Annotated in this window: 28 protein-coding genes and 1 tRNA gene; 15 read left to right on the forward strand and 14 right to left on the reverse strand. The window is 66.2% G+C overall.

What is annotated here, in order from left to right; translation table 11 throughout:
* Window positions 1–60: 60 nt before the first annotated feature.
* Window positions 61–531 (reverse strand): hypothetical protein, encoded by a 471-nt coding sequence (locus TVB01_RS14780; protein WP_422456665.1) that lies wholly within the window; start codon window positions 529–531, stop codon window positions 61–63.
* 4 nt (window positions 532–535) lie between these two features.
* On the reverse strand, window positions 536–1,942 hold the full coding sequence (locus TVB01_RS14785) for a phosphomannomutase/phosphoglucomutase (protein WP_422456666.1): 1,407 nt from the start codon (window positions 1,940–1,942) through the stop codon (window positions 536–538).
* A 131-nt stretch (window positions 1,943–2,073) separates the two neighbouring features.
* Between TVB01_RS14785 and TVB01_RS14790 the strand changes: the two genes are divergently transcribed.
* Window positions 2,074–4,245 (forward strand): RecQ family ATP-dependent DNA helicase, encoded by a 2,172-nt coding sequence (locus TVB01_RS14790; RefSeq protein WP_422456667.1) that lies wholly within the window; start codon window positions 2,074–2,076, stop codon window positions 4,243–4,245.
* Window positions 4,246–4,294: 49 nt separating this feature from the next.
* Here the strand turns inward: TVB01_RS14790 and TVB01_RS14795 are convergent, their stop codons facing one another.
* Complete coding sequence (locus TVB01_RS14795; RefSeq protein WP_422456668.1) at window positions 4,295–5,074, reverse strand: SDR family NAD(P)-dependent oxidoreductase; 780 nt, start codon at window positions 5,072–5,074, stop codon at window positions 4,295–4,297.
* Window positions 5,071–5,970 (reverse strand): fumarylacetoacetate hydrolase family protein, encoded by a 900-nt coding sequence (locus tag TVB01_RS14800; protein ID WP_422456669.1) that lies wholly within the window; start codon window positions 5,968–5,970, stop codon window positions 5,071–5,073. The genes TVB01_RS14795 and TVB01_RS14800 overlap by 4 nt, the downstream gene beginning before the upstream one ends.
* Before the next feature lie 187 nt (window positions 5,971–6,157).
* On the opposite strand from TVB01_RS14800, the gene TVB01_RS14805 reads away from it, so the two are divergent.
* From TVB01_RS14805 to TVB01_RS14835, 7 genes are all read left to right on the forward strand, one after another.
* Complete coding sequence (locus TVB01_RS14805) at window positions 6,158–7,480, forward strand: enolase C-terminal domain-like protein (protein WP_422456670.1); 1,323 nt, start codon at window positions 6,158–6,160, stop codon at window positions 7,478–7,480.
* Between the two features lies 1 nt (window position 7,481).
* Window positions 7,482–7,793, forward strand: coding sequence for an L-rhamnose mutarotase (locus TVB01_RS14810; protein ID WP_422456671.1), 312 nt, complete (start codon window positions 7,482–7,484; stop codon window positions 7,791–7,793).
* A complete protein-coding gene (locus TVB01_RS14815) occupies window positions 7,790–8,752 on the forward strand; it encodes an aldo/keto reductase (protein ID WP_422456672.1) in 963 nt (320 codons plus the stop codon). Before TVB01_RS14810 ends, TVB01_RS14815 begins: the two co-directional genes overlap by 4 nt.
* Window positions 8,742–9,713 carry an amidohydrolase family protein gene (locus TVB01_RS14820; protein WP_422456673.1) on the forward strand — a complete coding sequence of 324 codons (972 nt, stop codon included), beginning with the start codon at window positions 8,742–8,744 and terminating at the stop codon, window positions 9,711–9,713. The genes TVB01_RS14815 and TVB01_RS14820 overlap by 11 nt, the downstream gene beginning before the upstream one ends.
* Window positions 9,706–11,214, forward strand: a complete 1,509-nt coding sequence (locus TVB01_RS14825; RefSeq protein WP_422456674.1) for a sugar ABC transporter ATP-binding protein — start codon at window positions 9,706–9,708, stop codon at window positions 11,212–11,214. Before TVB01_RS14820 ends, TVB01_RS14825 begins: the two co-directional genes overlap by 8 nt.
* Entirely contained in the window at window positions 11,211–12,272 is a 1,062-nt protein-coding gene (locus TVB01_RS14830; protein WP_422456675.1) for an ABC transporter permease, read from the forward strand. Before TVB01_RS14825 ends, TVB01_RS14830 begins: the two co-directional genes overlap by 4 nt.
* Before the next feature lie 67 nt (window positions 12,273–12,339).
* Window positions 12,340–13,311: an ABC transporter substrate-binding protein gene (locus TVB01_RS14835; RefSeq protein ID WP_422456676.1), complete on the forward strand. Its 972-nt coding sequence runs from the start codon at window positions 12,340–12,342 to the stop codon at window positions 13,309–13,311.
* A 93-nt stretch (window positions 13,312–13,404) separates the two neighbouring features.
* On the opposite strand, the gene TVB01_RS14840 is transcribed toward TVB01_RS14835, so the two are convergent.
* Together TVB01_RS14840 and TVB01_RS14845 are read right to left on the reverse strand one after the other, a co-directional pair.
* On the reverse strand, window positions 13,405–14,076 hold the full coding sequence (locus TVB01_RS14840) for a FadR/GntR family transcriptional regulator (protein WP_422456677.1): 672 nt from the start codon (window positions 14,074–14,076) through the stop codon (window positions 13,405–13,407).
* A gap of 78 nt (window positions 14,077–14,154) precedes the next feature.
* Complete coding sequence (locus TVB01_RS14845; protein ID WP_422456678.1) at window positions 14,155–14,979, reverse strand: crotonase/enoyl-CoA hydratase family protein; 825 nt, start codon at window positions 14,977–14,979, stop codon at window positions 14,155–14,157.
* A 104-nt stretch (window positions 14,980–15,083) separates the two neighbouring features.
* Here TVB01_RS14845 and TVB01_RS14850 point away from each other — a divergent pair, with 104 nt between their 5' ends.
* Together TVB01_RS14850 and TVB01_RS14855 are read left to right on the forward strand one after the other, a co-directional pair.
* A complete protein-coding gene (locus TVB01_RS14850) occupies window positions 15,084–15,746 on the forward strand; it encodes a hypothetical protein (protein ID WP_422456679.1) in 663 nt (220 codons plus the stop codon).
* 45 nt (window positions 15,747–15,791) lie between these two features.
* Window positions 15,792–16,298, forward strand: a complete 507-nt coding sequence (locus TVB01_RS14855) for a GNAT family N-acetyltransferase (RefSeq protein ID WP_422456680.1) — start codon at window positions 15,792–15,794, stop codon at window positions 16,296–16,298.
* Here the strand turns inward: TVB01_RS14855 and TVB01_RS14860 are convergent.
* From TVB01_RS14860 to TVB01_RS14870, 3 genes are all read right to left on the reverse strand, one after another.
* Complete coding sequence (locus tag TVB01_RS14860; protein WP_422456681.1) at window positions 16,295–17,317, reverse strand: aldo/keto reductase; 1,023 nt, start codon at window positions 17,315–17,317, stop codon at window positions 16,295–16,297. The genes TVB01_RS14855 and TVB01_RS14860 overlap by 4 nt on opposite strands.
* A 191-nt stretch (window positions 17,318–17,508) precedes the next feature.
* A tRNA-Ser gene (locus TVB01_RS14865) sits at window positions 17,509–17,599 on the reverse strand.
* A 72-nt stretch (window positions 17,600–17,671) separates the two neighbouring features.
* Window positions 17,672–19,786 (reverse strand): prolyl oligopeptidase family serine peptidase, encoded by a 2,115-nt coding sequence (locus TVB01_RS14870; protein WP_422456682.1) that lies wholly within the window; start codon window positions 19,784–19,786, stop codon window positions 17,672–17,674.
* 82 nt (window positions 19,787–19,868) lie between these two features.
* Between TVB01_RS14870 and TVB01_RS14875 the strand changes: the two genes are divergently transcribed.
* Window positions 19,869–20,501, forward strand: coding sequence for a trimeric intracellular cation channel family protein (locus tag TVB01_RS14875; protein ID WP_422456683.1), 633 nt, complete (start codon window positions 19,869–19,871; stop codon window positions 20,499–20,501).
* 26 nt (window positions 20,502–20,527) lie between these two features.
* Here TVB01_RS14875 and TVB01_RS14880 read toward each other — a convergent pair whose 3' ends face one another.
* From TVB01_RS14880 to TVB01_RS14890, 3 genes are all read right to left on the reverse strand, one after another.
* Window positions 20,528–20,977: a hypothetical protein gene (locus TVB01_RS14880; RefSeq protein WP_422456684.1), complete on the reverse strand. Its 450-nt coding sequence runs from the start codon at window positions 20,975–20,977 to the stop codon at window positions 20,528–20,530.
* Window positions 20,978–21,069: 92 nt separating this feature from the next.
* Entirely contained in the window at window positions 21,070–21,720 is a 651-nt protein-coding gene (locus tag TVB01_RS14885; RefSeq protein ID WP_422456685.1) for a response regulator, read from the reverse strand.
* On the reverse strand, window positions 21,717–22,853 hold the full coding sequence (locus tag TVB01_RS14890; RefSeq protein ID WP_422456686.1) for a sensor histidine kinase: 1,137 nt from the start codon (window positions 22,851–22,853) through the stop codon (window positions 21,717–21,719). The genes TVB01_RS14885 and TVB01_RS14890 overlap by 4 nt, the downstream gene beginning before the upstream one ends.
* A gap of 187 nt (window positions 22,854–23,040) precedes the next feature.
* On the opposite strand from TVB01_RS14890, the gene TVB01_RS14895 reads away from it, so the two are divergent.
* The 4 genes from TVB01_RS14895 to TVB01_RS14910 are packed head-to-tail and all read left to right on the forward strand — an operon-like array spanning window position 23,041 to window position 25,332.
* Window positions 23,041–23,370 (forward strand): PadR family transcriptional regulator, encoded by a 330-nt coding sequence (locus tag TVB01_RS14895; RefSeq protein ID WP_422456687.1) that lies wholly within the window; start codon window positions 23,041–23,043, stop codon window positions 23,368–23,370.
* 2 nt (window positions 23,371–23,372) lie between these two features.
* A complete protein-coding gene (locus TVB01_RS14900; protein ID WP_422456688.1) occupies window positions 23,373–23,738 on the forward strand; it encodes a DUF1048 domain-containing protein in 366 nt (121 codons plus the stop codon).
* Complete coding sequence (locus TVB01_RS14905; protein ID WP_422456689.1) at window positions 23,735–24,568, forward strand: ABC transporter ATP-binding protein; 834 nt, start codon at window positions 23,735–23,737, stop codon at window positions 24,566–24,568. Before TVB01_RS14900 ends, TVB01_RS14905 begins: the two co-directional genes overlap by 4 nt.
* The gene (locus TVB01_RS14910; RefSeq protein WP_422456690.1) at window positions 24,565–25,332 is read left to right on the forward strand and encodes an ABC transporter permease; all 768 of its coding nucleotides are present in this window, start codon (window positions 24,565–24,567) and stop codon (window positions 25,330–25,332) included. The genes TVB01_RS14905 and TVB01_RS14910 overlap by 4 nt, the downstream gene beginning before the upstream one ends.
* Here TVB01_RS14910 and TVB01_RS14915 read toward each other — a convergent pair.
* Entirely contained in the window at window positions 25,329–25,808 is a 480-nt protein-coding gene (locus tag TVB01_RS14915) for a MarR family winged helix-turn-helix transcriptional regulator (protein WP_422456691.1), read from the reverse strand. The genes TVB01_RS14910 and TVB01_RS14915 overlap by 4 nt on opposite strands.
* Before the next feature lie 79 nt (window positions 25,809–25,887).
* On the reverse strand, window positions 25,888–26,190 hold a 303-nt coding region (locus TVB01_RS14920; protein ID WP_422456692.1), incomplete at its 5' end, for a winged helix-turn-helix domain-containing protein.

Here is a 26,190-nt window from a genome sequence, read left to right on the forward strand (position 1 = left end):
AACCCGGCGGCCCCCCCACCCCTGGGGGGGGGGGGCCCGGCCTTTTAAGTTCTGCTCTGGCTAGGACTCAGCGGGTGCTTCGTCGCCGGCAGCCCAGACGATCGGCTCTCCGGATTCCCAGATGGGATCGCTGAATGTCCACTGGCCGTCCTGTTCGGAGTAGGCCTGGATCGCGGAGATGCAGACTCCCTCCGAGTGCTCAGCCACCACGTGGATGGCGTCGGTGCCCTCGTCGGGCAGTGTGATGTCGGAGAAAACAGCGACGGCGCGGTTCTGGTCCTTCTGCTCCTCCAGGACGGTGTAGAGGTCATCGATCATGGCCTCTGCATCCAGGTCCTCATCGCTCTCCTCGGGAGAGACGGCCACCATGCGGAGTTCGCCGTCGTTCTGCACCACCAGTGCGGCAGGCAGGAAGGCGCCCTGCGCTTCGAGCTGTTCCTGTGTGACACCGAGGGCGGTGCCCAGCAGGGAGTTCAGGTCATCCTGTACCTGGGCGGACGGTTCTCCGCCAGCCAGTTCTACGTCAGCCATGAGCTCATTTCCTAACTAGTTCAAGGACACGGTCGCGGACCTGTTCCATAGTGGAGAGGTCCTCTGCCTCGGCGTTGAGCCGGAGGAAGGGTTCTGTGTTGGACGCGCGGAGGTTGAACCACCACTGTCCGTCATCCGAGGTGAAAGTCAATCCGTCGAGGGAGTCGACGGTGACGCCCGGCCGCTCGAATTCGGCACGGACACGGTCTACGGCCGCCTGCACGTCGTCGAGCTTGGAGTTGATCTCGCCGGAGGAGAAATACGGTTCGTACTCGCGGGCGAGGTCCGAGAGCGGAAGGTCCTGCTCGCCCAGGGCGGCCAGGACATGCATGGCCGCAAGCATGCCGGTGTCGGCGTTGTAGAAATCGCGGAAGTAGTAGTGCGCGGAGTGCTCGCCGCCGAAAACGGCACCCTCGGCGGCCATCAGGGCCTTGATGAAGGAGTGGCCCACCCGGGTGCGGACGGCACGGCCGCCGGAAGCTTCGACGAGTTCGGGCACGGCACGGGAAGTGATCAGGTTGTGGATGATGACGGGGACCTCTTCACCGGCGGCCTGGGCGCGGGCAATTTCGCGCCGCGCCACGAGTGCGGTGATCGCCGAAGGGCTCACTGGTGCGCCCAGTTCGTCGATGACGAAGCAGCGGTCGGCATCGCCGTCGAAGGCCAGGCCCAGGTCTGCGCCGTGTTCGACGACGGCGGCCTGCAAGTCGCGCAGGTTCTCCGGCTCCAGCGGGTTCGCCGGGTGGTTCGGGAACGAACCGTCCAGTTCGAAGTAGAGCGGGATGATGTCCAGGGGCAGCCCAGGCAGCAGGGAATCGCCCAGCACAGCGGGGGTGGTGAGCCCGGCCATGCCGTTGCCGGCATCGACTACTACCTTCAGCGGGCGGATGCCGCGCAGGTCCACGAGTTCGCGCAGGTAGGCGGCGTAGTCACCCAGCACGTCGCGGACACTGATCAGTCCGGGCTTTTCCACGGACGGGATCACGCCGTCGTCCAGGTACCGTTCCGCAGCCTTCTGGATTTCCTTCAGCCCGGTCTCGGAGGAGATGGGGACTGCTCCGGCCTTGGCCATCTTGATGCCGTTGTACTGGGCCGGGTTGTGGCTGGCGGTGAACGTGACACCGGCAGCGTTCAAGGAGCCGCAGGCGTAGTAGAGCTCGTCGGTGGAGATCAGGTCCACTACCAGGACGTACCCGCCGCGGGCGGTGGCCCCGGCGGCGAAGTCCTTGATGAATTCGGGGGAGGACTGGCGCATGTCGCCGCCGACCACGATGGTTTCACCGGCGAGCTCAAGCACATCGACGAACGCGGCGCCGACGGCCTTCACGATCTGGGGAGTAATGGTCTCGCCCACGATGCCCCGGACGTCGTAGGCCTTGAAGGACTCGGAAAGATCGAATGCAGTAGTCACGCCTTGAAGTCTATAGGGGAGCGCGGGCGCGCCGGCCCAGCCCGGGCGTGCTGCCGCGCACAGGTGTTCTTTTCCACATCAGTTCCGCCGAACGCAGGGACATGTCGGTTGAGGCTGGAATAGTGGAAGGCATGGAACCCGTATCCGTGCCGCCCGTCCAGCCGTCCGCACCCTCTGAAGCCCTCGGCACGGAGGACGCGCAGGCTCTCCGCGCCGAAGCAACTGCCCTGCTGCGGGCGCTGGTGGGCCGGGAGGATGCGCAGTTCCACGAAGGCCAGTACGAAGCCATCGAGGCCCTGGTCCGCGGAGGGCGGAGGGCCCTGGTGGTCCAGCGGACCGGCTGGGGAAAATCCGCGGTGTATTTCGTGGCAAGCCTGCTGCTCCGTTCCCGGGGCGCCGGTCCCACGCTGATTGTCTCCCCGCTGCTGGCGCTGATGCGGGACCAGGTCGCCGCGGCGGCACGCGCCGGCGTGCGGGCCGCTGCCATCAATTCGGCGAACCAGCTCGAATGGCAGGAGATCTCCGCGCGGCTGGAAGCTGACGACGTCGACGTCCTCCTGGTCTCGCCGGAGCGGCTGAACAATCCCGGCTTCCGGGAGAACCATCTTCCGGAACTTGTCCGCCGCTCGGGACTGCTGGTGATCGACGAGGCACACTGCATCTCCGACTGGGGGCACGACTTCCGGCCGGACTACCGCCGGATCCGCCACCTGATCGAACGGCTTCCGGCCAGCGTTCCCGTCCTGGCCACAACGGCCACCGCCAACTCCCGCGTGGTGAAGGACGTCGAAGAACAGCTGGCGGCCGGCGGGGAAGACGTCTTTACCATCCGCGGGGCACTGGCCCGCGAGTCACTGCGGCTCGGGGTGCTGCGGCTGCCCAGCCCGCGCAGCCGGCTCGCGTGGCTGCTCACCCACATCGGTGAGCTGCCCGGAAGCGGGATCATCTATGCCCTGACGGTTTCCGCAGCGGAGGACACCGCACGGCTGCTGCAAAAGGCCGGGCACCGCGTCCTGGCCTACACAGGCCGGACCGATCCGGCGGACCGCGAGCAGGCCGAGGCCGCCCTGAAGAACAACGAGGTCAAGGCCCTGGTGGCGACCAGCGCGCTCGGCATGGGCTTCGACAAGCCGGACCTCGGATTTGTGGTCCACCTCGGGGCGCCGTCGTCGCCCGTGGCGTATTACCAGCAGGTGGGCCGCGCCGGCCGCGGCACCCCGAACGCTGACGTGCTGCTGCTGCCCGGAAGCGAGGACCGTGACATCTGGGAATACTTCGCCACGTCATCCATGCCTGCGGAAGGCCCGGCCAACGCCGTGCTGCGGGAACTCGCGGATGGGTCCGTGCTTTCGACCGGGGCGCTGGAAACCCTGGTGAACCTGAAGCGCTCGCCGCTGGAACTGCTGCTGAAGGTCCTTGCCGTCGACGGTGCCGTGGAACGCGTGACAGGCGGGTGGCGCGGAACCGGACAGCCCTGGACGTACGACCGCGAACGCTACGAGCGGATTGCTGCCGCCCGCGTCAAGGAACAGCAGGCCATGCTGGATTACGAGAACACCAGCGGCTGCCGGATGGAGTTCCTTTCCCGCCAGCTGGATGATCCCGCGGCGGCTCCCTGCGGCCGCTGCGACAACTGCGCCGGCCGCTGGTACCCGGACGACATTGCCTCCGAGGCCACGGACAGCGCCAGCCAGGAACTCAGCCGCGTGGGCGTGGACATCGACCCGCGGGGCATGTACCCCACGGGAATGGACCGGCTCGGCGTGCCGGTCAAGGGCAAGATCAAGCCCGACGCCGCCGTCTCCACCGGACGGGCACTGGCCCGCCTGACGGACCTGGGCTGGGGCGGACGGCTGCGGGAAATCTTTGCTTCTGATGCGCCCGACGCTCCGGTTGACCCGGCGCTGCTGCAGGGCTGTGTGCAGGTGCTGGCCCAGTGGGGCTGGGACCAGCGTCCGGTGGCGATCGTGTCCGTCCCCAGCAGGTCCCGTCCGCAGCTGGTCGGTTCCCTGGCCCAGGGGCTCTCGGAACTGGGACGGATCCCGTACCTCGGTGCGCTGCAGCTGGCGCACGGCGGACCCTCTGGCGGCCCTGGAGGCAACAGTGCCTTCCGTCTGGCATCGGTCTGGGAGCAGTTCGCCGTGCCCGACGGCGGTGCGGACTGGTTCGCCGCCAACCCGGGTCCGGTGCTGCTGGTCGATGACTTCTCCGACAGCCGCTGGACGCTCACTGAAGCCGGACGGGTGCTGCGGCTTGCCGGGGCGGAATCCGTGCTCCCGTTTGTGCTGGCGCTGAAGGCGTAGCGGTTCGTCGACGGCAGCTGCGCGGATCCGGGCTTCGACACCGCTGAGATTACGCGGGGGCCGTTTCGGCTGCAGCCAAGGGTCTAAGGCGCAGCCCCTGCATGCCGCCGTCCACTGCGAGTGACGTGCCCGCCGTCGAGCCCGAGAGCGGACTGGCCAGATACGCGACGGCGCCGGCTACCTCGTCGGCCGAAACCAGCCGGCCGTGCGGCTGGCGTGCATTGAGCGCCGCCCGTTCGGCGGCTGGATCTGCCGCCGAATCCAGGAGCCGTCCGACCCACGGGGTATCCGCGGTACCCGGATTGACCGCATTGACCCGGATGCCCTCGCGCAAATGATCTGCCGCCATGGCCAGGGAAAGTGAGAGCACTGCTCCCTTGGATGCGCTGTACAGGGCCCGCTCCGGAAGGCCTGCGGTCGCTGCGATCGACGCCGTGTTGACGATCGCAGCGGCTGAAGACTGACGCAGCCAGGGCAACGCTGCGCGGGTAACGCGGACGATTCCCATGACGTTGACGTTCCAGACCCGGTTCCACTCCTCGTCGGTGTTGGCCTCCACTGTGCCCTGGGCGCCGATCCCGGCGTTGTTGACCACAACGTCCAATCCGCCGAAATCTTCGGCCGCCTGCGCAACGGCCAAGCGCACGGATACGTCATCACCTACATCGCAGGCCAGCCCAAGATGCGGGCTGCTGCCAGGCGCCGGAGGGTTGAGGTCCAACACTGCCACCCGGGCACCGAGTCCGGCCAGCCGGTCGGCAATTGCCGCACCCAGGCCGGAAGCTCCTCCCGTGACAATTGCTGCCAGGCCGGTCATTTCCCCGCTCATTTTTCGTCTCCTCTATGGGTGCCGGTGGCTGGAACGGCGGAAATGAATTCCTGCCGCTGGATGCCCAGGCCGTCTATTTCAAGTTCAGCGACGTCTCCTGCTGCCAGATACGGGAACCGTCCGGACAGTGCCACCCCTTCGGGTGTGCCGGTCAGGATGAGGTCACCCGGTTCCAGCAGCATGTACTGGCTCAGGTGGTGAACCAGGACGGCGGGATCAAAGAGCATGTCCGTTGTCTTGGAATCCTGCCGGACCTCGCCGTTGATCCTGCTGCGGATTCCCAGCACAGCGGGATCAACCTCGTCGGCCGGTACAAGCCACGGTCCCACGGGAGTGGATGCGGGCAGCGACTTGCCCTTGGTCCACTGACCAGCTTCGCCCGGAATCTGGTAGGCGCGCTCGGACAGATCGTTGGCAACCACATACCCGGCGATCGCCCTCGCCGCGTCTTCGGGGGACGCGAGGTACACCGCCTTGCTCCCGATAACGACGCCCAGCTCCACTTCCCAGTCGTACTTAGCAGAACCGGGCGGAATAGGAGCGACGTCATAGGGGCCGGCAATGGTGTTGGCAGGTTTCAGGAACACCACGGGAATACGGGGCGGCGCGGCTCCGGATTCAGCGGCGTGGGATGCGTAGTTCATGCCGATGCAGATGATCGACCCCGGCCGGGCAATCGGGGCGCCGATTCTCAGCTGCTCCGCTTCCGCCAGTTCCGGAAGCGTGCCTGCTTCAAGGGCCCGGCGGGCGGCTTCGACCCCGCCGGAGGCGAGGAACGCGCCGTCGATGTCCCCGGTCAGGGGCTCCAGACTGTAGGTCCGTTCGATGCCGCCGGTGTCAGCGGCCAGAACAGCCGGATGCTCGCCGCCGGCGGGGCCTAACCGTACAAACTTCATTGTTCATCCTTGCCGCATAGTGCGCTGCGGGTGCCACCACGGGGTCTAAAAGCTGGGTGAACATCCGAGCTATCTGAGGTTATGAGTGGTGAGTCTACGTCAAAATCGGTGATTGACAACACATACATCCGATGTTTAGGGTCGGTGAAGCGTCAACCAGAATCCATCAAATACGGGAGAGCCGAACGTGAGCACCATAATCGCCGTCGAGACCTGCGACGTCCGCTTTCCGACTTCCAGGGAGCTGGACGGATCGGACGCGATGAACCCCGATCCCGACTATTCGACGGCATATTTGGTGATCCGCACGGACAGCACCGACGGCCTTGAAGGCCATGGTTTTGTCTTTACCATCGGGCGGGGCAACGAGGTGGAGGCAGCAGCCATCCAAGCCCTGGCCGGACACCTGCTGGGGCAGAACTGCGAGGACCTCCTCAAGGACATGGGCAGGACGTGGAAGATGATGGTCCACGATTCGCAGCTGCGCTGGCTTGGGCCCGAAAAGGGCGTCATGCACATGGCCATCGGAGCCGTCGTTAATGCCCTCTGGGACCTCAAGGCCAAGCGTGCGGGCCTGCCGCTGTGGCAGCTCCTGGCCCGGATGAGCTGCGAGGAAATCGTGGCGCTGGTGGACTTCCGCTACCTCAGCGATGCCCTGACTCCAGAAGAAGCCCTGAACATCCTCCGGAAGGCAGCACCGGGCCGGCAGGAACGCGAAGCTGCCCTCCTCGCCGAGGGCTATCCCGGGTACACCACCACCCCCGGCTGGCTGGGGTACTCGGATGAACGCCTGATCCGGCTTGCCGGAGAAGCGGTTCAGGACGGCTTCACCCAGATCAAGCTCAAGGTCGGCGCAGATCTCGACGACGACATCCGCAGGTTGCGCACGGCCCGGGAAACCGTTGGCCCCGACGTGCGAATTGCCGTTGACGCGAACCAGCGCTGGGACGTAGAAACTGCCGTCCAGTGGATCCGGCAGCTCGCTCCCTTCGACCTTGCCTGGGTGGAGGAACCTACCAGCCCCGACGACGTCCTGGGCCATGCCGCCATTGCCCGGGCCATTGCCCCGGTTCCGGTAGCCACCGGCGAACATGTGGCCAACCGGGTGGTCTTCAAGCAGATGCTGCAGGCCGGATCACTGCAGGTCCTGCAGATTGATGCCGCGCGTGTGGCCGGGGTCAACGAGAACATCGCGATCCTGCTCCTGGCGGCCAAGTTTGGTGTCCCGGTTTGCCCCCATGCAGGCGGCGTGGGCCTCTGCGAGGCAGTGCAGCATTTGTCGATGTTCGACTTCATCGCGGTCTCCGGCGAGAAGGAAGACCGGGTTATCGAGTACGTGGACCACCTTCATGAACACTTTGTTACGCCTGTGGACGTCCGTGCGGGCCGGTACTGGGCACCGCTTGCGCCGGGCGGCGGCTCCCAGATGCTCGATGCGACGCTGCAAACGTACGCTTTTCCGGACGGACCGGCCTGGGCTGCCGGGAGCGAATCGGAAATGGTGCACTGACATGGAACGCATCGCACTGCATACCCGGCTGAAACCGGGACGGGAAGCGGAGTACGACGCCGTCCACGCCAGAATTCCGGGTGACCTCGACGCCGCCATGCGGGAGGCCGGCGTCTTGAGCTGGCGAATCTGGCGCAGCGGACGGGACCTCTTCCACGTAGTGGAAGCAGCGGACTACGCAGCCATGCGCCGCTTCCTGGCGTCCCATCCGGCCAACCTGCCCTGGCAGGCGCAGATGGCGGAACTGCTGGAGGTCGAGGACGACTATTCCGGCAGCGACCGCGGCATCAGCCAGGTCTGGGAACTGCCATGAACAGCGCCGCACTGGGCCCGTTGGGGTTTGGCTGCGCCGGCATCGGCAATCTCTACCGGGAAATTTCCGACGCCGATGCTGCCGGAGCGCTGCAGGCAGCCTGGGACGGCGGCAGCCGGTATTTCGACACCGCGCCGCATTACGGGCTGGGACTCTCCGAGCGGCGGCTGGGCCGGTTCCTGGCCGGGCGAAAGCGCGATGAGTTTCTGGTCTCCACCAAGGTGGGCCGCCTGCTGGTCGAGAACCCGCAGTTCTCCGAGGGTGAAAGTGACGACGAAGGCTTCGCGGTGCCGGCCACGCTTCGGCGCCAGTGGGACCCGAGCGAAGCCGGTATCCGCCGGTCCCTGGGCGAGTCCCTGGACCGGATGGGACTGGAACGGACCGACATCCTCTACCTGCATGACCCGGATGCCTACGACCTCGCAGCCGGAATCGAGCAGGGCTTGCCGGTGCTGGAGAAGCTGCGCGCTGAAGGAACCGTGGATGCGATCGGCGTCGGCGCCAACTCCGCCGAAACCCTGCTGGCCTGCGTCGAAGCCGCCGACCTCGACTACATCATGCTTGCCGGGAGGTACACGCTGCTGAACCAGCCGGCCGCCCGGGAGCTGCTGCCGCGCTGCCTGGGGAAGGGCGTGAAGGTTGTCAACGTGGGCGTCTACAACTCGGGCATCCTGGCCCGCCCGCAGGTCAGCCCCGCAGCCCATTACAACTACACCCCTGCCCCCGAGGCGCTGCAGGCCAAAGCGGTCCGCATCGCCGGAATCTGCGAGCAGTTCGGTACCGACCTGCCCACGGCCGCCCTGCATTTCAGCCTGCGGAATCCGGCCGTGGCCACCGTTGTTGCCGGGGCCTCGAGCGCCGCACAGGCAGCGCAGAATGCGGCACGAATGCAGGCCCGGGTTCCGGATGCCCTGTGGGAGGCACTCGCCGCGGAGGGGCTGATCCCGGATGAATCCTGACCGCCTGAATCCTGACCGCCTGAATCCTGATGCCCGGATCACCGCCGGCGGGACGGCCGGGCCTAGACGCACGCCGCGGATCGATGCACACCTGCACCTGTGGGATCTCTCCGCAGGCGGCTATCGCTGGCTGGACCAGGCCGGACCGGAGCTGCGCCGCAGTTTCCTGCCCGGGGAGGCAACAGCTCTGCTCGACGACGCCGGAATCGACGGTGCCGTCCTGGTCCAGGCTGAGGACAGTACCCGGGACACTGCCTTCCTGCTGGCCGCTGCCGCCCGGCACCCCATTGTGCGCGGCGTGGTGGGCTGGGTCCAGCTGGACGATCCCGCGGCCGCGGCCGGACAGCTCACGGAGTGGATCCAGGACCCTGCCCTGGTGGGGGTGCGGCACCTGGTCCACGACGATCCGCGCCCGGACTTCCTCCAGCTTCCCGCTGTGCGGACCTCTCTCTCCCTGGTGGCCCAGGCGGGACTTGCCTTCGACATTCCGGACGCCTATCCCGGCCATCTGGACCAGGTTGCCGGCCTGGCCGCGGCTCTCCCGGAGCTGCGGATCATCGTCGACCATCTGGGCAAACCGCCGCGGGCCGCCGGAGCTGCTGCGCTGAGCCGCTGGGAACAGCAGCTGCGACATGCTGCGGCCCTGCCCAACGTCACCGCCAAGGTCTCCGGACTGCGGGCCGGCGGCGCCGGCTACACCCCGGAGGCCCTTGGGCGGACCTGGGACGTTGCGCTGGACGCCTTCGGCACGGACCGGCTGCTCTACGGCGGGGACTGGCCGGTCAGCGGGCCGCAGCAGTACGGCGAAACGCTGAACGTCATCGGATCGCTGGCCGTGGCCCTGACGCCGACTGAGCAAGCGGCGGTGATGGGCGGAAACGCCGAGCGGATTTACCGGCTGCCGGCGTCGGAAAAGCAGCGGGAAGCAGCGGAGAAGATGAAAGCAGGCAGCCATGAGTGAGTATCTTCTGGAAGTGGAAGGGATCAGCAAGGCGTTCCCCGGCGTCCAGGCCCTGAATGACATGCACCTCAACCTCCGGCACAACGAAGTCCTGGCGCTGGTGGGGGAGAACGGTGCGGGAAAGTCCACGCTGATGAAACTGCTCTCCGGCATCGAGGCCCCGGATGCCGGGAGCTTCACGCTGAACGGGAAAAAGATCAGCGTGGGCAGCCCGCGCCACGCGCAGGAACTGGGCATCAGCATCATCCACCAGGAATTCCACCTCATGCGGGATCTGACCGTGGCCCAGAACATCTTCATCGGCCGCGAACCGCGCACCGGCCCCTTCCTGAACGAGCGCGCCCTGAACCGGAAGGCACAGGAGCTCTTCGACCGCATCGGGATCGACCTGGACCCGCGGCAGCCTGTCTCCCAGCTGACCGTGGCACGCCAGCAGATGGTGGAAATCGCCAAGGCCCTTTCCTGGGATTCGGTGCGCGTGCTGATCATGGACGAGCCCACGGCTGCACTGAACGATGCAGAGGTCGCCGCGCTGCACCAGCTCATCCGCCAGTTCACGACGGCGGAAACCGGTGTCATCTACATCTCCCACCGGATGGATGAGCTGAAGGCGATTTCGGAGCGGGTTACGGTCATCCGGGACGGCGAATACGTGGACACCGTGAATACCGCGGCCACCACCATGCGCGAAGTCATCTCCCTGATGGTGGGGCGCCAGGTCAAGACTGACCAGCGTCCGGCGGAAACACCGGTCAGCGCACAGCCGCTGCTTCGCGTGCGGGGACTTAGCACCAAAACCCTGCTCGACGACGTGAGCTTCGACCTGCATCCGGGCGAAATCCTGGGCTTCGCCGGGCTCATGGGCGCCGGACGCACAGAGGTTGCCCGCGCGGTGGTGGGAGCTGACCGGATCACCGCGGGAAGCATCCAGCTCCGCGGACGCGAGGTGAAGGTTGGGACGCCGGCAGCCGCCGCGGCGCTGGGCATCGGCTACCTCTCCGAGGACCGCAAGCACCTGGGCCTGATGCTCGAACGCAGCGTCGCAGAGAACATCGTGGTGACCTCCCTGCCCAAACTGAGCACGGCCGGCTTCGTAAAATCAAAGGCCATCCAGGCCCAGGCTACGGCGTCGGTGCAGCAGCTGCGCATCAAGACTCCCGGCATTCAGCAGAGCGCCAAGAACCTTTCCGGCGGCAACCAGCAGAAAGTAGTTATCGCCAAATGGCTCTTCCGCGACTGCGACATCCTCATCTTCGATGAACCGACACGGGGAATCGATGTCGGCGCCAAGGACGAGATTTACGCCCTGCTGAACCAGCTCGCCGCCGCAGGGAAGTCGATCATCATGATCTCCTCCGAGCTGCCTGAGGTCCTGCGCATGTCCCACCGAATCGCGGTCATGAGCGAAGGCCGCATTACCGGTGTCCTCGAGAACTCCGAGGCCACGCAGGAAAACATCATGGAACTGGCCACACAAGGCAAAGGAGCCCCAGCAGCATGAGCACGGTAAATAAAGCACCAGAGGCTCCAACCGGCAGCCCGCGGCCGCCCGGAGGTCCCGGACGGATCCGGAATGCCCTGGCGGTGACCAGCCCGGGCCTGCGCGTCCGGTTCCAGACCTCGCTGCAGCAGCTGATGGCGTTCGGTTCCCTGATCGTCCTGGTGATCCTCTTCGGCATCCTGAATCCCCGGTTCCTGCAGCCAACCAACCTCTCGGACATCCTGCTCTCCACTGTCGTCATCGGGCTCCTGGCCCTGGGCGCCACCTTCGTGATCGTTACCGGCGGTATCGACCTCTCCGTAGGAACCGGCATGAGCCTGTGCTCGGTGATGACCGGCGTGGTCCTGACGAACCTGGGGTTGCCGTTGATCTTCGGTGTCCTGGGCGGCATCCTGGCGGGTGCCCTGATGGGGGCGGTCAACGGATTCTTTGTCTCCTACCTGAAGATTCCGCCCTTCATTGCGACCCTGGCCATGATGATGGTGGCCCAGGGGCTGGCGCTGGTGATTTCCGGAACCAAGCCGATCTACTTCAATGACACCCCCGGGTTCAGCGCCCTGGCGCTCGGCAAGCCGATTGCCGGACTGGTGATTCCGAACGCGGTCTTCATCTTCTTCGCCGCCGCCGTCATCGCCGGAATCGTCCTGAGCCGGACGCTGATCGGGCGCTACACGTTCTCCATTGGCAGCAATGAAGAAGCCACCGCCCTCTCCGGAATCAACGTGCGCAAATGGAAACTGCTTATCTACACGCTCGCCGGATCCTTCACCGGCCTTGCCGGCGTGATGATCGCAGCCCGGCTGAACTCCGCCCAGCCCGGACAGGGCATGGGATACGAGCTGCAGGCAATCGCGGCCGTCGTTATCGGCGGAACCTCGCTGGTGGGAGGCAAAGGCTCGATCATCGGCACCGTCATCGGAGCACTGATCATGTCGGTGATGACCAACGGGCTGCGCGTTATTTCGGTACCGCAGGAATGGCAGAACGTGGCGATCGGCGTCGTCATCCTGATCGCTGTCTACCTGGACATGCTGCGCCGGAAGGAGAACACCACGTAGCCCGCCCCCCTCATCACTTCACTCTCTTCCAGTACCTCAACGGTTCTTCAACAAAGGAGTTTTAGACATGATCCGAAAAAAGCTCGCGGCAGTCACGGCCGTCGCAGCACTGATGCTCACCATGACCGCTTGTGAGAGCACCGAAAGCAGTGCCGACTCCAACGGCGGCACCCCGTACATCGCCATTGTTTCCAAGGGATTCCAGCACCAGTTCTGGCAGGCCGTGAAGCAGGGCGCGGATCAGGCGGCGGAAGAGTTCGACGTCGAAATCACCTTCGAGGGCCCGGACAAGGAAACCAACGTGGACCAGCAGATCCAGATGCTGACGACGGCGCTGGGCAAGAACCCCTCCGCCATCGGCTTCGCGGCACTGGACAGCCAGGCGGCCACTCCGCTGCTGGAGGAAGCCAAGTCGAAGGACATTCCCGTAGTGGCGTTCGACTCGGGCGTGGACAGCGACATCCCCGTCGCCACCGCTACCACCGACAACAAGGCGGCTGCCGCAGAGGCAGCCAAGAATCTGGCAGACCTGATCGGCGGCAAGGGAAAGATCGCGGTGATCGCGCACGATCAGACCTCGAAGTCCGGTACGGACCGCCGCGACGGCTTCCTGGAATGGATGGAGGAGAACGCTCCGGACATTGAAGTCGTGGACGTCCAGTACGGCGACGGCGACCAGCTGAAGTCCACCGACGCAGCCAAGGCCATCATCGCGGCGCACCCCGACCTGGCCGGAATGTACGGGACCAACGAGGGCTCGGCTATCGGCGTCGTCAACGCGGTCAAGGAGCTGAACCTCAAGGGCAAGCTGACCATTGTCGGATTCGACTCCGGCAAGGCACAGATCGATGCGATCAAGGACGGCACCATGGCCGGTGCGGTCACGCAGAACCCGGTGGGAATCGGCTACGAAACGGTCAAGGCCGCCGTGGCTGCAGCCAAGGGCGAGAAGGTGGAGAAGGTAATCGACACCGGCTTCTACTGGTACGACGCCGAGAACATCGACTCGGACGAGATCAAGCCGAACCTCTACGAGTAAGCAGCACCCAGCAACACGAACGCCCCGCCCGGGAAACCGCAGGCGGGGCGTTCTTTTATCTGTGGCCCGTCTATATGTATGCAGCGCTGCAGGTCAGAGCGACTGCCGCAGCCAGTTCTCCACACCGCTGACGTGGACGGTCATTAGGGCCCGGACGAGCTCGGCGTCTCCCCGGGACAGCGCCGCGGCAATGGCGTTGTGTTCCGCGAGGGTGGCCGAGACCGCCTTGTCCTGGGTCAGGCCGCGCCAAACGCGGGCGCGGACGGTGCTGCTGGAGAGTCCGTCCAGCAGGCTTTCGAGGTAGGAGTTGCCGGAGGCCTTGGCGATCAGGCTGTGAAACGCCAGGTCGTGGGCCACCAGGTCTTCCACCGACGTGTCCTCCTGGACGGTGTCCATGGTGGCGTTCAGTTCTGCAAGCTGAGCCGGGGTGATCCGCTGTGCGGCCAAGGACGCCGAGCCGGGTTCGAGGATGCGCCGGACTTCGAAGAGCTCCAGGATGGACTTGTCCTGGTGCAGGTCCACCACGAACGCCATGGCTTCGGTCAGCAACTGCGGTTCTAGGCTGGTCACATAGGTTCCGTCGCCCCGCCGGACATCGAGCACGCGAATCAGTTCAAGTGCCTTGACTGCTTCCCGCATGGAGCTGCGGGACAGACCGAGCCGCTCACTGAGGTCCTTTTCCGGAGGAAGCCGGTCACCTGCCTTGAGCTCACCTGAGATGAGCATGTCCTTGATCTTGGTGATCGCTTCGTCGGTAACAGCCATACACCCATCCTAATGGTCGGATGTTTAGCGGCCGTCTCGGTGGGATCCCCGTACCCCGCCTGTGCCCGGCTTCGGTACTCAATCCCCGGTGAAGACCGCGGGACGGCGTTCGGCGAAGGCGCGGGCGGCTTCGGCGAAGTCCCGGCTGGGCAGGAACGCGGTATTCCAGACCTGTACATAGTCCAGGCCCGTCTGGACAGCCTGTTCCGCACCCTGGTCCAGGACCCGTTTCACGCCCTGGACCACCAGGGGAGGGTTCACCGCGATCCGGGCAGCGAGCTCGCGCCCGCGGGCAACGACGTCGTCGGCCAGTTCCGTGACAAGGCCCAGTTCATGGGCGCGCTGGGCCGTGAAGTCTTCACCGGTCAGGGCGAGGTGCCGGGTGGCGCCCGCGCCGATGATTCCCGGCAGCCGCTGGAGGGAGCCGAGGTCCGCCACGATTCCCACCCGCACCTCGCGGATGCTGAACCGGGCTCCCGGGGATGCAATCCGGATGTCCGCGGCCGAGATCAGGTCCACACCGCCGCCAATGCACCATCCGTCGACGGCGGCGATAACGGGTTTGCCGCAGCGGGCCACGGAGCTCACCGCGTCCTGCAGTTCCTGGATCTGCCGGCGGAAGCTGCTGCGCAGGCGGGCGTCCGTTCCCCGGGATTCCAGCAGCGGAGCGAAGACCGGCTGCATGGCGGGCAGGTCCAATCCGTAACTGAAGGTTCCGCCGGATCCGTAGAGCAGGATGGCGCGGACTTCATCGTCAGCACCGAGGGCTTCGAACACCCGCGGCAGTTCGGTCCAGAAATCCGGACCCATGGCGTTTCCCTTGGACGGGCCGATAAGCCGGACCTCGGCAACCGGCCCTTCAAGCTCGACGTTCAGGGAAAGCAGGGCGGAATCGAATGTCATGGCATCCTTCGCTGGCTGGGCCGGACGGGCCGGCGGGAGCTGGACCTGCGCGCCAATATACCGTGGGCGGAACAAGGCACGCGGAGAAAAGCTAGGATCAAGGTATGGAGTTTGTGGTCATTGTCTTGTTCGTCGCCGCGATCGTGCTCGTGAACTTCCTGGTGGGCAGGGCCCAGCGCCGCCGTGCGGCACGTCCCGCCGAACCACAGCAGGCCGGACAGGCCGCAACGCCGAAGGCCGGGACGTCCAAGGCTGCGACGTCCAACCCCGGCGGCCGTGCCCCCGCGGGGACGTCCTTGGAGACTGCCCGTGAGGCTGTCTCCCGGCTCGACGAAAAGGGCCACCAGCAGGTCTACGCTGCTATTGCCCAGGGCCAGCCCATCCGGGCTATTCAGCTCTATGCCCAGCTCACCGGCTCCGGCCTGCGGGCCGCCAGCACCGCCGTCGCGTCTATGGCCTCCCACCCGCTTCCGTACGTCAAGCCGAAGGCCGCCCCCGCTGCCCCGGACGAGGCAGCAGCTCCTAAAGAGGCAGCGGCGCCGGAAACAGCCCCTTCCGGTACGGCAACTGAAGAGACCCCTGACCTTGCGGGTGCGGCTCCCGGGCAGGCAAAGCCTGCTGCAGCCGGCACGCCGGCCACGGCGCCGGGTGAGGGAAAGTCCGCAGATCCCGCAGGCAAGGATGCCAAGGCAAAGGACGCGCAGGCACTGCCCGACGAAGCCGAGATCAGCAAATGGGCGCAGAACCTGCGCCCCGAAGACTTCTAGGCACGCACTCCAGAGGTCCGCCGCACGGCCCGCTAATGTGGCAACATGCTCCCCGCCAATACCGCCAGGCTGCGCTTTCGAGAAATGACCCCTGCTGACCTCGAACTCATGAGCGGCCTGTTGGGGGATCCCGAGGTGATGACCTACTACCCGGCACCCAAAACCAGGGAAGAATCCGCGTCCTGGATCCAGTGGAACCAGGACAATTACGCCACCTACGGGCACGGGCTGTGGATCGTGGAAACGCATGACGGCGAGTTCGTCGGAGATTGCGGCCTCACCTGGCAGAAGGTCAACGGACGCCCTGAACTGGAGGTCGGCTACCACACGCGCACGCCCCTGCAGGGCCGCGGTTACGCCACTGAAGCAGCCACTGCCTGCAAGGACCTCGCCTGTAACGACCTGCAGGCTGACACTCTGGTCGCCATCATCCACCCGCAGAACACCGCATCACGGCGGGTCGCGGAGAAGCTCGGCATGCTGCCCATCGACGAGGACTTCGGCGGAAACATCCCCGTCCGGACCGTCATGGGAATGCCGCTGCGCGCTTAACTGAGCCTTCGTGCGCGCTGGTTCACCCCGTCCGGGCCATAGGGGTAGTTGCCGACCACCGGGGCGCTGAGCGCGTCGAGCCGCTGTGTTTCAGCTCCGGAGAGCTCGACGCCGCTGGCCTGCAGGTTGCTCTCCAGCTGCTCCGGGGTGCGCGCGCCGAGGATCACCGACGTGACGCCGGGCCTCCCCGCCAGCCAAGCAAGCGCGATGTGGGCGGGTTCAGTGCCGTGCGCGGAAGCCATCTGCGCCAGTGCGTCCAAAATGTGCCAGGTCCGGGGGTTGCTGCTGCGCAGATCCCATTCCTGGAACTGGCGGGTCGGGTTCTCGCCCACCCGGGTATTGCCCGCAGGGACGCTCTCCCTGCGGTATTTGCCGGTGAGCCAGCCACCTGCCAGCGGTGACCAGGGCAGCAGCCCAAGTCCGGCGTCGAGCGCTGCGGGGATAATCTCCGATTCGATCTCCCGTTCCAGCAGGTTGTACTGCGGCTGCAGGGTCACCGGCGGCTGCCAGTGGTGCAGCTTGGCCATCCACACCGCCTTGGTGAGCTGCCAGCCGGTGAAGTTGGAGAAGCCGTAGTAGCTGATCAGTCCGGAGGACACGGCGTCGTCCAGAAAGGCCAGGCTTTCCTCGAGCGGGGTCAGCGGATCCCAGGAATGCAGCTGGTAGAGGTCAATATGCTCCACCCCCAGGCGGCGGAGCGAACCCTCGAGCGCGCGCCGCAGGTGGCGGCGGGAATTACCGGCGTCGTTCGGGCCGTCTCCGGTCGGGAAACGCCCCTTGGTCGCCAGGATCATGGAGTTCCGGGCGGCTTGGTTGGAGTGCAGCCACTTGCCAACAATCTCTTCGGACGCGCCGGCATTGTAGATATCCGCAGTGTCGATGAAGTTGCCGCCGGCGGAGAGGTAGTCCTCCATCATCCGGTGTGACGTCCGCTCGTCCGCCTCATTGCCGAACGTCATGGTGCCCAGGGCAAAGTTGCTGACAATGGTTCCGCTGTTGCCCAGCAGGCGCATCTCCATGGGGGTACCTCCCGGCCCGAGTCTGGTGTTGCGCTCCACCCTATGCCCCTGTCCGTGAACGGGAAGGGAGGAGACCCTTCATCGCGGGGCGTCACATAGTTTTCATCCCATGATCGGCAATGGAGAGGGGCGGCGGTGCAGCGTTTGGCGGCAACAAAAAAGGTCCCCCTGGTGAGAGGGGGACCTTCATGTGGCGGAGACGGGGGGATTTGAACCCCCGGTGGGCTTTAGGCCCACACTTCATTAGCAGTGAAGCCCATTCGGCCGCTCTGGCACGTCTCCATTTGCCCTGGCGAACTCACGCTGCCAGCCTGTCAAGACTACCCACAACGGGGTGCTTTCGGCAAAACACGTTCAGGACAGCCGGCCGGTGAGCGCTTCCCACAGGAACTCGTAGGACATGGCGTGCATCCGTGCGGACTGCCGGTTGTCCGCAGCACCGGCATGGCCGCCTTCCAGCGCCTCGTGGAACCAGACCCGGTCAACGCCGAGTGCCTGCATCCGGGCAGCCATCTTCCGGGCCTGGACCGGGCCCACGCGGTCGTCACTGGTGGCAGTCCAGATCAGTGTGGGCGGGTACGGTGCGTCTTCGCGCAGCAGGTGGTACGGGGAGAAGGTCTTGATGAATTCCCACTGCTCCGGATCATCGGGGTCCCCATACTCCGCAATCCAGGAAGCGCCCGCGGAGAGCTTCGTGTAGCGGCGCATGTCCAGCAGCGGCACACCGCAGGACACCGCACCGAAAAGCTCCGGGTAGAGGGTGAGCATGTTCCCCACCAGCAGGCCGCCGTTGCTGCGGCCGGTGCAGCCCAGATGCTCCCGGCTGGTGACGCCGCGGCTGGTCAGGTCCCGGGCGACGGCGGCGAAATCCTCATAGGCCCGGTGCCGGTTGCGCTGCAGGGCAGCACGGTGCCAGTCCGGCCCGTACTCGCCGCCTCCCCGGATGTTCGCCAGGACGTACACTCCGCGGCGGACCGTGCCGCCGTCGTCGGTGTAGCTGCGTTCAAGCCAGCCGCGGCCCACGACTCCGCTGTACGCCGGGGTCAGTGCCTGCTCGAACCCGCCGTACCCTGAGAGCACCGTTGGATTGCCGCCGTCGAGCACCATGTCCTTGTGCCCGACCTGGAAGTAGGGCACCCGCGTGCCGTCATCGGACACGGCGAAGTGCTGTTCCACGGTGCAGTCGGCGGCGTCGAAGAACGACGGCGAGGTCTTCACCGCCGCGGCCGCCGTGCCCTGGGGGCCAAGGGTTCCGCGGGACAGGGTGGACGGGGTCGTGAAGCCGGTGCTCACCAGCCAGTAGTCGTTGCCGGCAGCTTCGTCCTCGTCATCCACGGCGTACGCGTCCACCGAATGCAGCGGCGGGCAGGCGTCCAGGGCAGCAGCCTGCCAGTCCGCGGCCGGTTCCAGGACCTGGATTTCCGAGGAGACGTCCCGCAGCAGGTTCAACAGCAGATAGTCCCGTGTCCAGCTCCAGGACTGCAGCGAGACCGACGGTTCGGGGGTGAACAACGTGCGCAGTTCGCGTCCGCCCGCGAGGAACTCCTCCAGGTCCGCTGCCAGCAGTGACCCTGCCTTGTGCAGGGTTTCGCCAACCAGCCAGTCGGTACGCGGCCGCATGAGCAGCCACTGGCGGTGCAGATCCACCGAGACATCCAGCGGAACGTCGATGCGCTGCCAGGCGCCGTCCCGCCGCAGGTAGGTGATGCTGTCATAGAAGTCGATGATGTCCAGCGCCAGGTCCCGCTCGAACCCCGGGGTCTGGTCATGGTGGACGTAGCCCATCATGTGGTCCTCAGGCACCTCGAAGTACAGTCCGGCGTCCGCGAGCGGCTGGCCGCGGCGCACCGTACGCACGGTACGCGGATAGGAGGAGGCAGTCATGCTCCCCGGACCGAAGTCCGTGGCGACGTACAGCGCATCCGGTCCGGCCCAGGAGACCTGTGTCTTGGCGACGGGGAGGTCGAACCCTCCGGGGACGAACTCCCGGTCGACGACGTCGTATTCCCGGTAGCGTGCTGCGTCGCCGCCGTCGGGAGAGAGGACGAGCAAAGCGCGGCGGTAGGACACCCCGTCCTCCGGGCGCAGGAAGCGTGCGCCGCCCCAGACCCAGTCCGTGCCCTCGGCGGCACTGAGGGCGTCGAGGTCCAGCAGTGTTTCCCACTGGGTTCCGGTGCCGGTGTAGCCCTCCCACGTTGCGCGGCGCCAGATGCCCTTGGGATGCTCGGCGTCCCGCCAGAAGTTGTAGTACCAGTCCCCGCGCTTGACCACCATGGGAATCCGGTCGGTCGAATCAAGGACCTCCAGCAGCTGTTCTTCAGTGCGGGCAAAGTCCGTCGCGGAGAGCAATTCCTCGGTTTCGGAGTTCCTCGCCCTGACCCAGTCCAGCTGCTTGTCGCCGTAGATATCCTCCAGCCAGAGGAATTCGTCGTCAGTGTCCTGGGGCGTTGCTGCGCTCGCGGAAGTCATGTGCCCATCCTAAAGGCGGGCGGTGACGCGGGTCTCGTGATGCCGTGCCAATACGCGGGCCGAATCGGGCTAAGCTCCCGCCATGACGTTGCTGATCCTGGATCTCGCCGGAATCTTCTTTTTCGCCGTCTCCGGTTCGCTGCTGGCCGCGCGGCGGAATTTCGACGTCGTCGGTTCGCTGCTGCTTGGTTCGCTCGCCGGCCTGGGCGGCGGCGTGGCACGGGACCTGATCATCAGCCAGGGCGTGCCGCAGGCCTTCACCGACCCCGTGTACCTGCTGCCGCCGGTGCTGGCAGCCCTGCTGGTCTTTCTGCACGTGCTTGGGGTGCAGCGCTACCGGCGCACGCTGCTGGTGTTCGACGCCGCCGGGTTGGCCCTGTTCTGCGTCACCGGGACGCTGACTGCCCTCGCCGCGGGACTGCATCCGGTGTCTTCCGCGCTGCTGGGGGTCGCGACGGCGGTGGGCGGCGGGCTGCTGCGCGACGTCGTAGCGAATGAGGTGCCGCAGCTGTTCAATCCCCGCGGTGTCTATGCCGTCCCGGCCATGCTCGGTGCAGGGCTGGTGTCGCTGTTCCACGTGCTGGGCGTTTTCAATCCCGTGGTCGGTACCGCAGTGGCAGTGCTGGTCTTCACGCTCCGCGTCCTGTCACTGCGGTACGGGTGGCGGATTCCGTTGGCCGGGCGGACCTCCGGCGCCGAGTCGCTGGACTCCTAGGGGCCGGGAAGGGCCGGCGTCGAGCCCTAGGCGCGGCTGCGGCGATTGGCAGCCGTGCTGAGGCCCAGGGCGGCCAGCCCGCCGATAGCGCCGATGGCTGCGCCCGTCATGAGACCGCTCGGGATCGCGGCGATCCGTGCAGCCGGGGAATTCAGCACCGGAGAGGTGTTGCCCGCAAAGGCCCAGGTCCACAGCAGCTGATGGGTGAGGACCAGCAGGACCCCGAACATCAGCCCGATGACCAGGACGGACAGGAAGGGCCGGGGAGACCGGGACAAGATGGTCACTGCGATCCACACCAGTACCGGTCCAATGGCGAGGACCCACGTTCCCGGGGATCGCTCGCCGAGGAGGTGCAGATCATGCAGGATGACACGGGGCAGGCCGAGCAGTGCGAGTCCGGCCATGAGGGCCAGCGGCATACCGAAGTACAGGCGTGCCGGGGCAGTATTACGCGGGATTGGGTTTTCTCTCATGCGGCCACGGTAGATTCAGCTGCCGGTCCGCCGCGTCGTCCTGAAAGCGTCGATGCCCCTCGCCTGCAGGCGACCGGGCCCTGCGCATCCCGTCAGCTGACCAGTCCTGACCGGTACGCGATGACCGCGAGCTCCGTCCGGTCCCTGGCACCCAGTTTTCCCAGAATACGGCTGACATACGTCCGGGACGTGGCGGGACTGATGTACAGCGTTCCGGCGATCTCTTCATTCGTGTCCCCGTGCCCCACGCGGATCAGGACTTCCAGTTCGCGTTCGCTGAGCCGGGACAGACGGGGATCCGGTTCCGGCGCGGCGGGCGTCGACGCCACAATCTTCAGGAGCCGGTCCAGGATCCCAGGGGACAGGAGTCTCTCTCCCGAGGCAGCCCGGCGGACGGCGTCGCGCAGTTCCGTGCCTGCGGCGTCCTTCATCAGGTAACCCGCGGCACCGGCGCGGACAGCCTCCAGGACGTCGCGGTCGTCGTCGAAGGTGGTCAGGACCAGGACGTGCGTTTGCGCAAGGCTCTCTTCTGCCCGGATCAGGCGGGTGGCTTCGATCCCGTTCATGACCGGCATCCTGAGGTCCATCAGGACGACGTCGGGCCGGGTCCGGAGGGCGGCGTCCACGCCGCGGCGCCCGTCGGACGCTTCGGCGACTACCTGGAGATCACGGTCGCTTGCCAGCAGGCTCCGCAGTCCCGCGCGTATCAGGTGCTGGTCATCAACGAGGGCGACGGTGATCATGGCAGTTCCATCGGGAAGACTGCGGCGACTTCAAAGCCTGCCGGACCCCAGCCCGCGGTGAAACGTCCGCCCAGTGCTTCGGTGCGCTCACGCAGCCCTGCCAGGCCGAAGCCGGCAGGGATGCCTGCCTCAGGCAGCCCGCGGCGCTCGCCGTTGTCACTGACCGTCAGCAGGATCGAATCGCGGTCTTCAGAGAGGTCTACGGCAACGGCGGTGGCGTCGGAATGGCGGACGACGTTGGTCACGGCTTCCTGCACGGTGCGGAAGAGTGCCGCCTGAACGGGTTGCGGGATCCGGGACGTGACTTCGTTCCGGAGCGAGACCTCCAGTCCCGCGCTTTGTGCCGGAGCCACGGCGGAGCCGAGTGACTGGATCCCCGGCTCACCGCCGGATCCCGGCCCGCCGTTCCGCAGGCCGGCAACAGTGCGCCGCAGCTCAGACCCGGCCTCAGCCGTGGTGGAACGGATGACTTCCAGCGCCTGCTGCCGCGCGGCGTCGTCCGTCCCGGCTTCGCGGGCAACCTCGGTATGCAGCGAAATGACCGCCAGCGAATGCCCCATCGAGTCGTGCAGGTCGCGGGAGACCGCAAGCCGCTCAGCGGTGATGCGCTCCTGTGCGTCCCGGCGATACTGCCGGGCCGTCAGCTCCGCGATCCGGGAGGACTGGCGCTGCAGTTCCCGGCGCGAACGGATGCTGTCACCGAGGCCAACCGCACCACCCAGGATCAGCAGGTTCTGCGGAAGGTCATAGGCAAGCACGAACGCGGCATCCTGTCCGGCGGACAGGCGGTAAACAAGGGAAACAGCCACGACGACGGCGGATCCTGCCGCGGCTGCAGGAAGCCTCCCGCACTCCGCGGCGGAAAACACCGCGGCTGCGATCGGAACTGCGGTGCCGATGGCCGTGAATCCGGACGCGTAGTACGCGAGGAACCCAAGGACGGACAGCACGACGACGAGGACCGGGTAGGTGCGGCGGATGAACATCAGGGCACCGAAACCGGCGGCCCACAAGTACGTCCACACTTCTGGCTGGGTGCCTTCGACGTCGGCGGTGATGAAGGCGGCAAGGATCAGGAACACCCCGGCGGCCAGCAGCGCGTCGTGGAACCGGGGTGCGGACCACAACCTCATGCCCACTGCTTGCCTGCCCGCTGGCCGGGCAGCACCGGACGCGGCCATTTCCCCATGGTACGGCCGGGCATCCGCCTGCGGCAGGGGACCGCCCTTGCCGATAAAAACTCCAGAACCCTGTTGCGTCCGACTACCCAGCGTTACTATGTAGTGGTACTCAGTAATGCTAGGTAATAAGGAGCGGCGTGTGGGCAAGCAGGCAACGGAGATGCTGAAGGGCGTCCTGGAGGGCATTGTCCTGGCGCTCCTCTCCGGCCGGCCCGCGTACGGCTACGAGATCACCGCGTGGCTGCGGGACAAAGGCTTCACGGATATCGCCGAGGGAACCATCTATGCCCTGCTCATCCGGATCGAGCAGCGCGGACTCGTCGACGTGGAAAAAGTCCCGTCGGAAAAAGGCCCGCCGCGCAAGGTGTACTCCCTCAATCAGCAGGGAGAGGACTATCTCAGCGAGTTCTGGAGGACATGGAGCTTCCTGGCAGGACATCTGGAACAGCTCCGCACAGGAGAGGAATGACCATGCTGGAAAAAATCACGGGCAGCCTGCGGGACAAGCGCCGCTGGAGGGAATACAAAGCACGTAAAAAGACGCTCCCCGCCCCGTACGGCACGTCGCTCGGCGCAGTGGAGCGGTACCTGACCTATCTGGGCGCGCTCAGCAACGGCTCCATTCTGATGTCGATGCTGGAGGATCTTGCCGATCTCTTCGAACGCGCCGCCGCGGACCGCACCCCGATCCGTGCCGTGGTGGGCGATGACCCGGTGGAGTTCGCGGAAACCTTCCTGCGGAATTACTCCGATGGACAGTGGATCAGCAAGGAACGGGAACGGCTCATCCGGGCTATCGACAGCGCCGAGGAGGACGAAGGAGGCGGTGGATCATGACGGCGGCAGCAGTGCCGGCCATCCGCGTGTCCGGCCTGGAGAAATCCTATAAAAAGGCAGCGGTGCTCCAGGGCGTGGACTTCGAGGTTGCCGCAGGGAGCATCTTCGCCCTGCTGGGGCCCAACGGCGCCGGAAAGACCACCCTGGTGCAGATCCTTGCCACCCTGCTCAAACCCGACGCCGGATCCGCGGCTGTGGCGGGCAACGACGTCGTCGTGGATGCAGCGCCTGTCCGGGAAGCCATCAGCCTCACCGGACAATTCGCTGCCGTGGACGACATGCTCACCGGGCGGGAAAACCTGGTGCTGGTCGCCCAGCTGCGCCGGTTCAAGCACCCCGGCACGGCAGCCGACGACCTTCTGGACAGATTCGCGCTCGCCGACGCCGGCGGAAGGCGGGCGGGAACATACTCAGGCGGGATGCGCCGCCGGCTCGACATCGCAATGAGCCTGGTCGGCGGACCATCCGTTATCTTCCTGGACGAGCCAACAACCGGACTTGACCCGCAGGGCAGGCTCGACGTCTGGAACATGGTCCGGCAGCTCGCCGGACAGGGCACCACGGTGCTGCTGACAACCCAGCACCTTGAGGAAGCCGAGCAGCTGGCGGACCGAATCGCGATCCTGCACGAAGGAAAGATCATCGCGGACGGGACCCTCGCCGAGCTCAAACAGCTCCTCCCGGCGCCAACGGTCCACTACGTGGAGAAGCAGCCCACGCTGGAGGAAGTTTTCTTCGCCGTCGTGGGCGGCGGAGCCACGGCGCAGGACGGCGGACTTCCCGCCGCCCACGCGCCCGAAGGCCTGCCGGAACGTGAGGAACTGCAATGACTGTCCAAACACATTTCTATGCCAACACCGCGGTCCTGACCCACCGGTCCCTGCGGCACATCCTGCGCAGCCCGGACACGATCATCACCACGGCCGTGATGCCGATCGCGATCATGCTGATGTTCGTCTTCGTCCTGGGCGGCGCGATTGATACCGGTTCCCCGCAGTACATCGACTACATGCTGCCGGGCATCCTGCTCATCACCGTCGCGTCCGGGGTGGCCTATACGGCTTTCCGGCTCTTCACCGACCTGCAAAGCGGGATCATCGACCGCTTCCAATCCATGCCGATCGCACGGTCCAGCACTCTCTGGGCACACGTCGTGACATCGCTGGCCGCCAACCTGGTCTCGCTGGCGATAGTGGTGGGGGCTGCTGTGGCCGTGGGCTTCCGGACGGCGGCGGGGCCGGCGGAATGGCTCGCGGTGACCGCCGTCCTGTCCCTCTTCACCCTGGCCCTGACATGGGTCGCCGTGCTGGCGGGCCTGACTGCCAAAAGCGCGGAGGGCGCGAGTGCCTTTTCCTATCCGCTGATCTTCCTGCCGTTCCTCAGCTCAGCATTCGTGCCGACCGACACGATGCCGGGACCGGTGCGCTGGTTCGCGGAAAACCAGCCGGTCACGGCGATCGTCAACTCCATCCGGGACCTGTTTACACGGCAGCCTGTCGGCGCGGACCTGTGGATCGCACTCGCGTGGTGTGCCGGAATCCTTGTCCTGGCGTACGGGTTGTCGATGGCCGCCTACCGGAGGAAGCTCCGCTAGGCCGTGACGCTGCGCCCGGACTGGTGGGCAAGACCCGCCAGGCGGTGCAGCAGCGAGCGGAACTCCCGTGCTTCGGCCTCATGCAAGGTGGAGAGCAGGGCTTCTTCTTCCGCCGCAACCCTGCGTTCAGAGGATTCAAGCCTCTCCAGCCCGGCGGGGGTGGCTACGACCTTCCGGGCCCGGCGATCCGCCGGGTCGGGAACACGCATCACCTCTCCGGCCTCAACCAGGGCGTCGATCAGATAGGTCAGGACAGTGCGGTCGATGCCCAGATGCGCTCCGAGGGCCTGCTGGTTCGGCAGGTCCAGGCGCGCGACGGCGGAAAGCACCTGGAAGCCCCGCAGGCCACCGGGCACTCCGGACAAGGCAGCCTCCGTGCGGGACTGGTAGCAGCCTGCCAACGTGCCCAAGGCCCAGCCAAGGTCTCCGGGCGCGGTTCCGGGCGTAAGGCTATCCAGCAAGGCATTGGTGGTCATGGCATCCATTCTATCCCCGGTATGTGGCGTCCTAGATGTTCTGGAAGGCCAATGTTCTACCAGCCATCCTATTGTTGTATCAGGGCTGGAACCGGTAACCCATTCCGTGTTCAGTCAGCAGATGGGCGGGCGCGGCCGGGACAGGCTCCAGTTTCCGGCGCAGCTGCGCCATATACAGGCGCAGGTAGCCGGAGTCTGTTGTGCCCGGCCCCCAGACGTCGGCGAGCAGCTGGGCCTGGGTCACCAGGCGGCCCGGCTGACGGAGGAGCACTGAAAGCAGATGCCATTCCGTGGGGGTCAGGCGGACGACGGCGCCGGCGTCGCGGCGCGCGCCCCGGCGGGGCGCCCGCACCCCGCCCCCCCTGCCGACACAGCCGGCCGG

Source organism: Arthrobacter sp. 7Tela_A1 (assembly GCF_049311065.1).
In the GTDB taxonomy this organism is placed as follows: Bacteria; Actinomycetota; Actinomycetes; order Actinomycetales; family Micrococcaceae; genus Arthrobacter_B.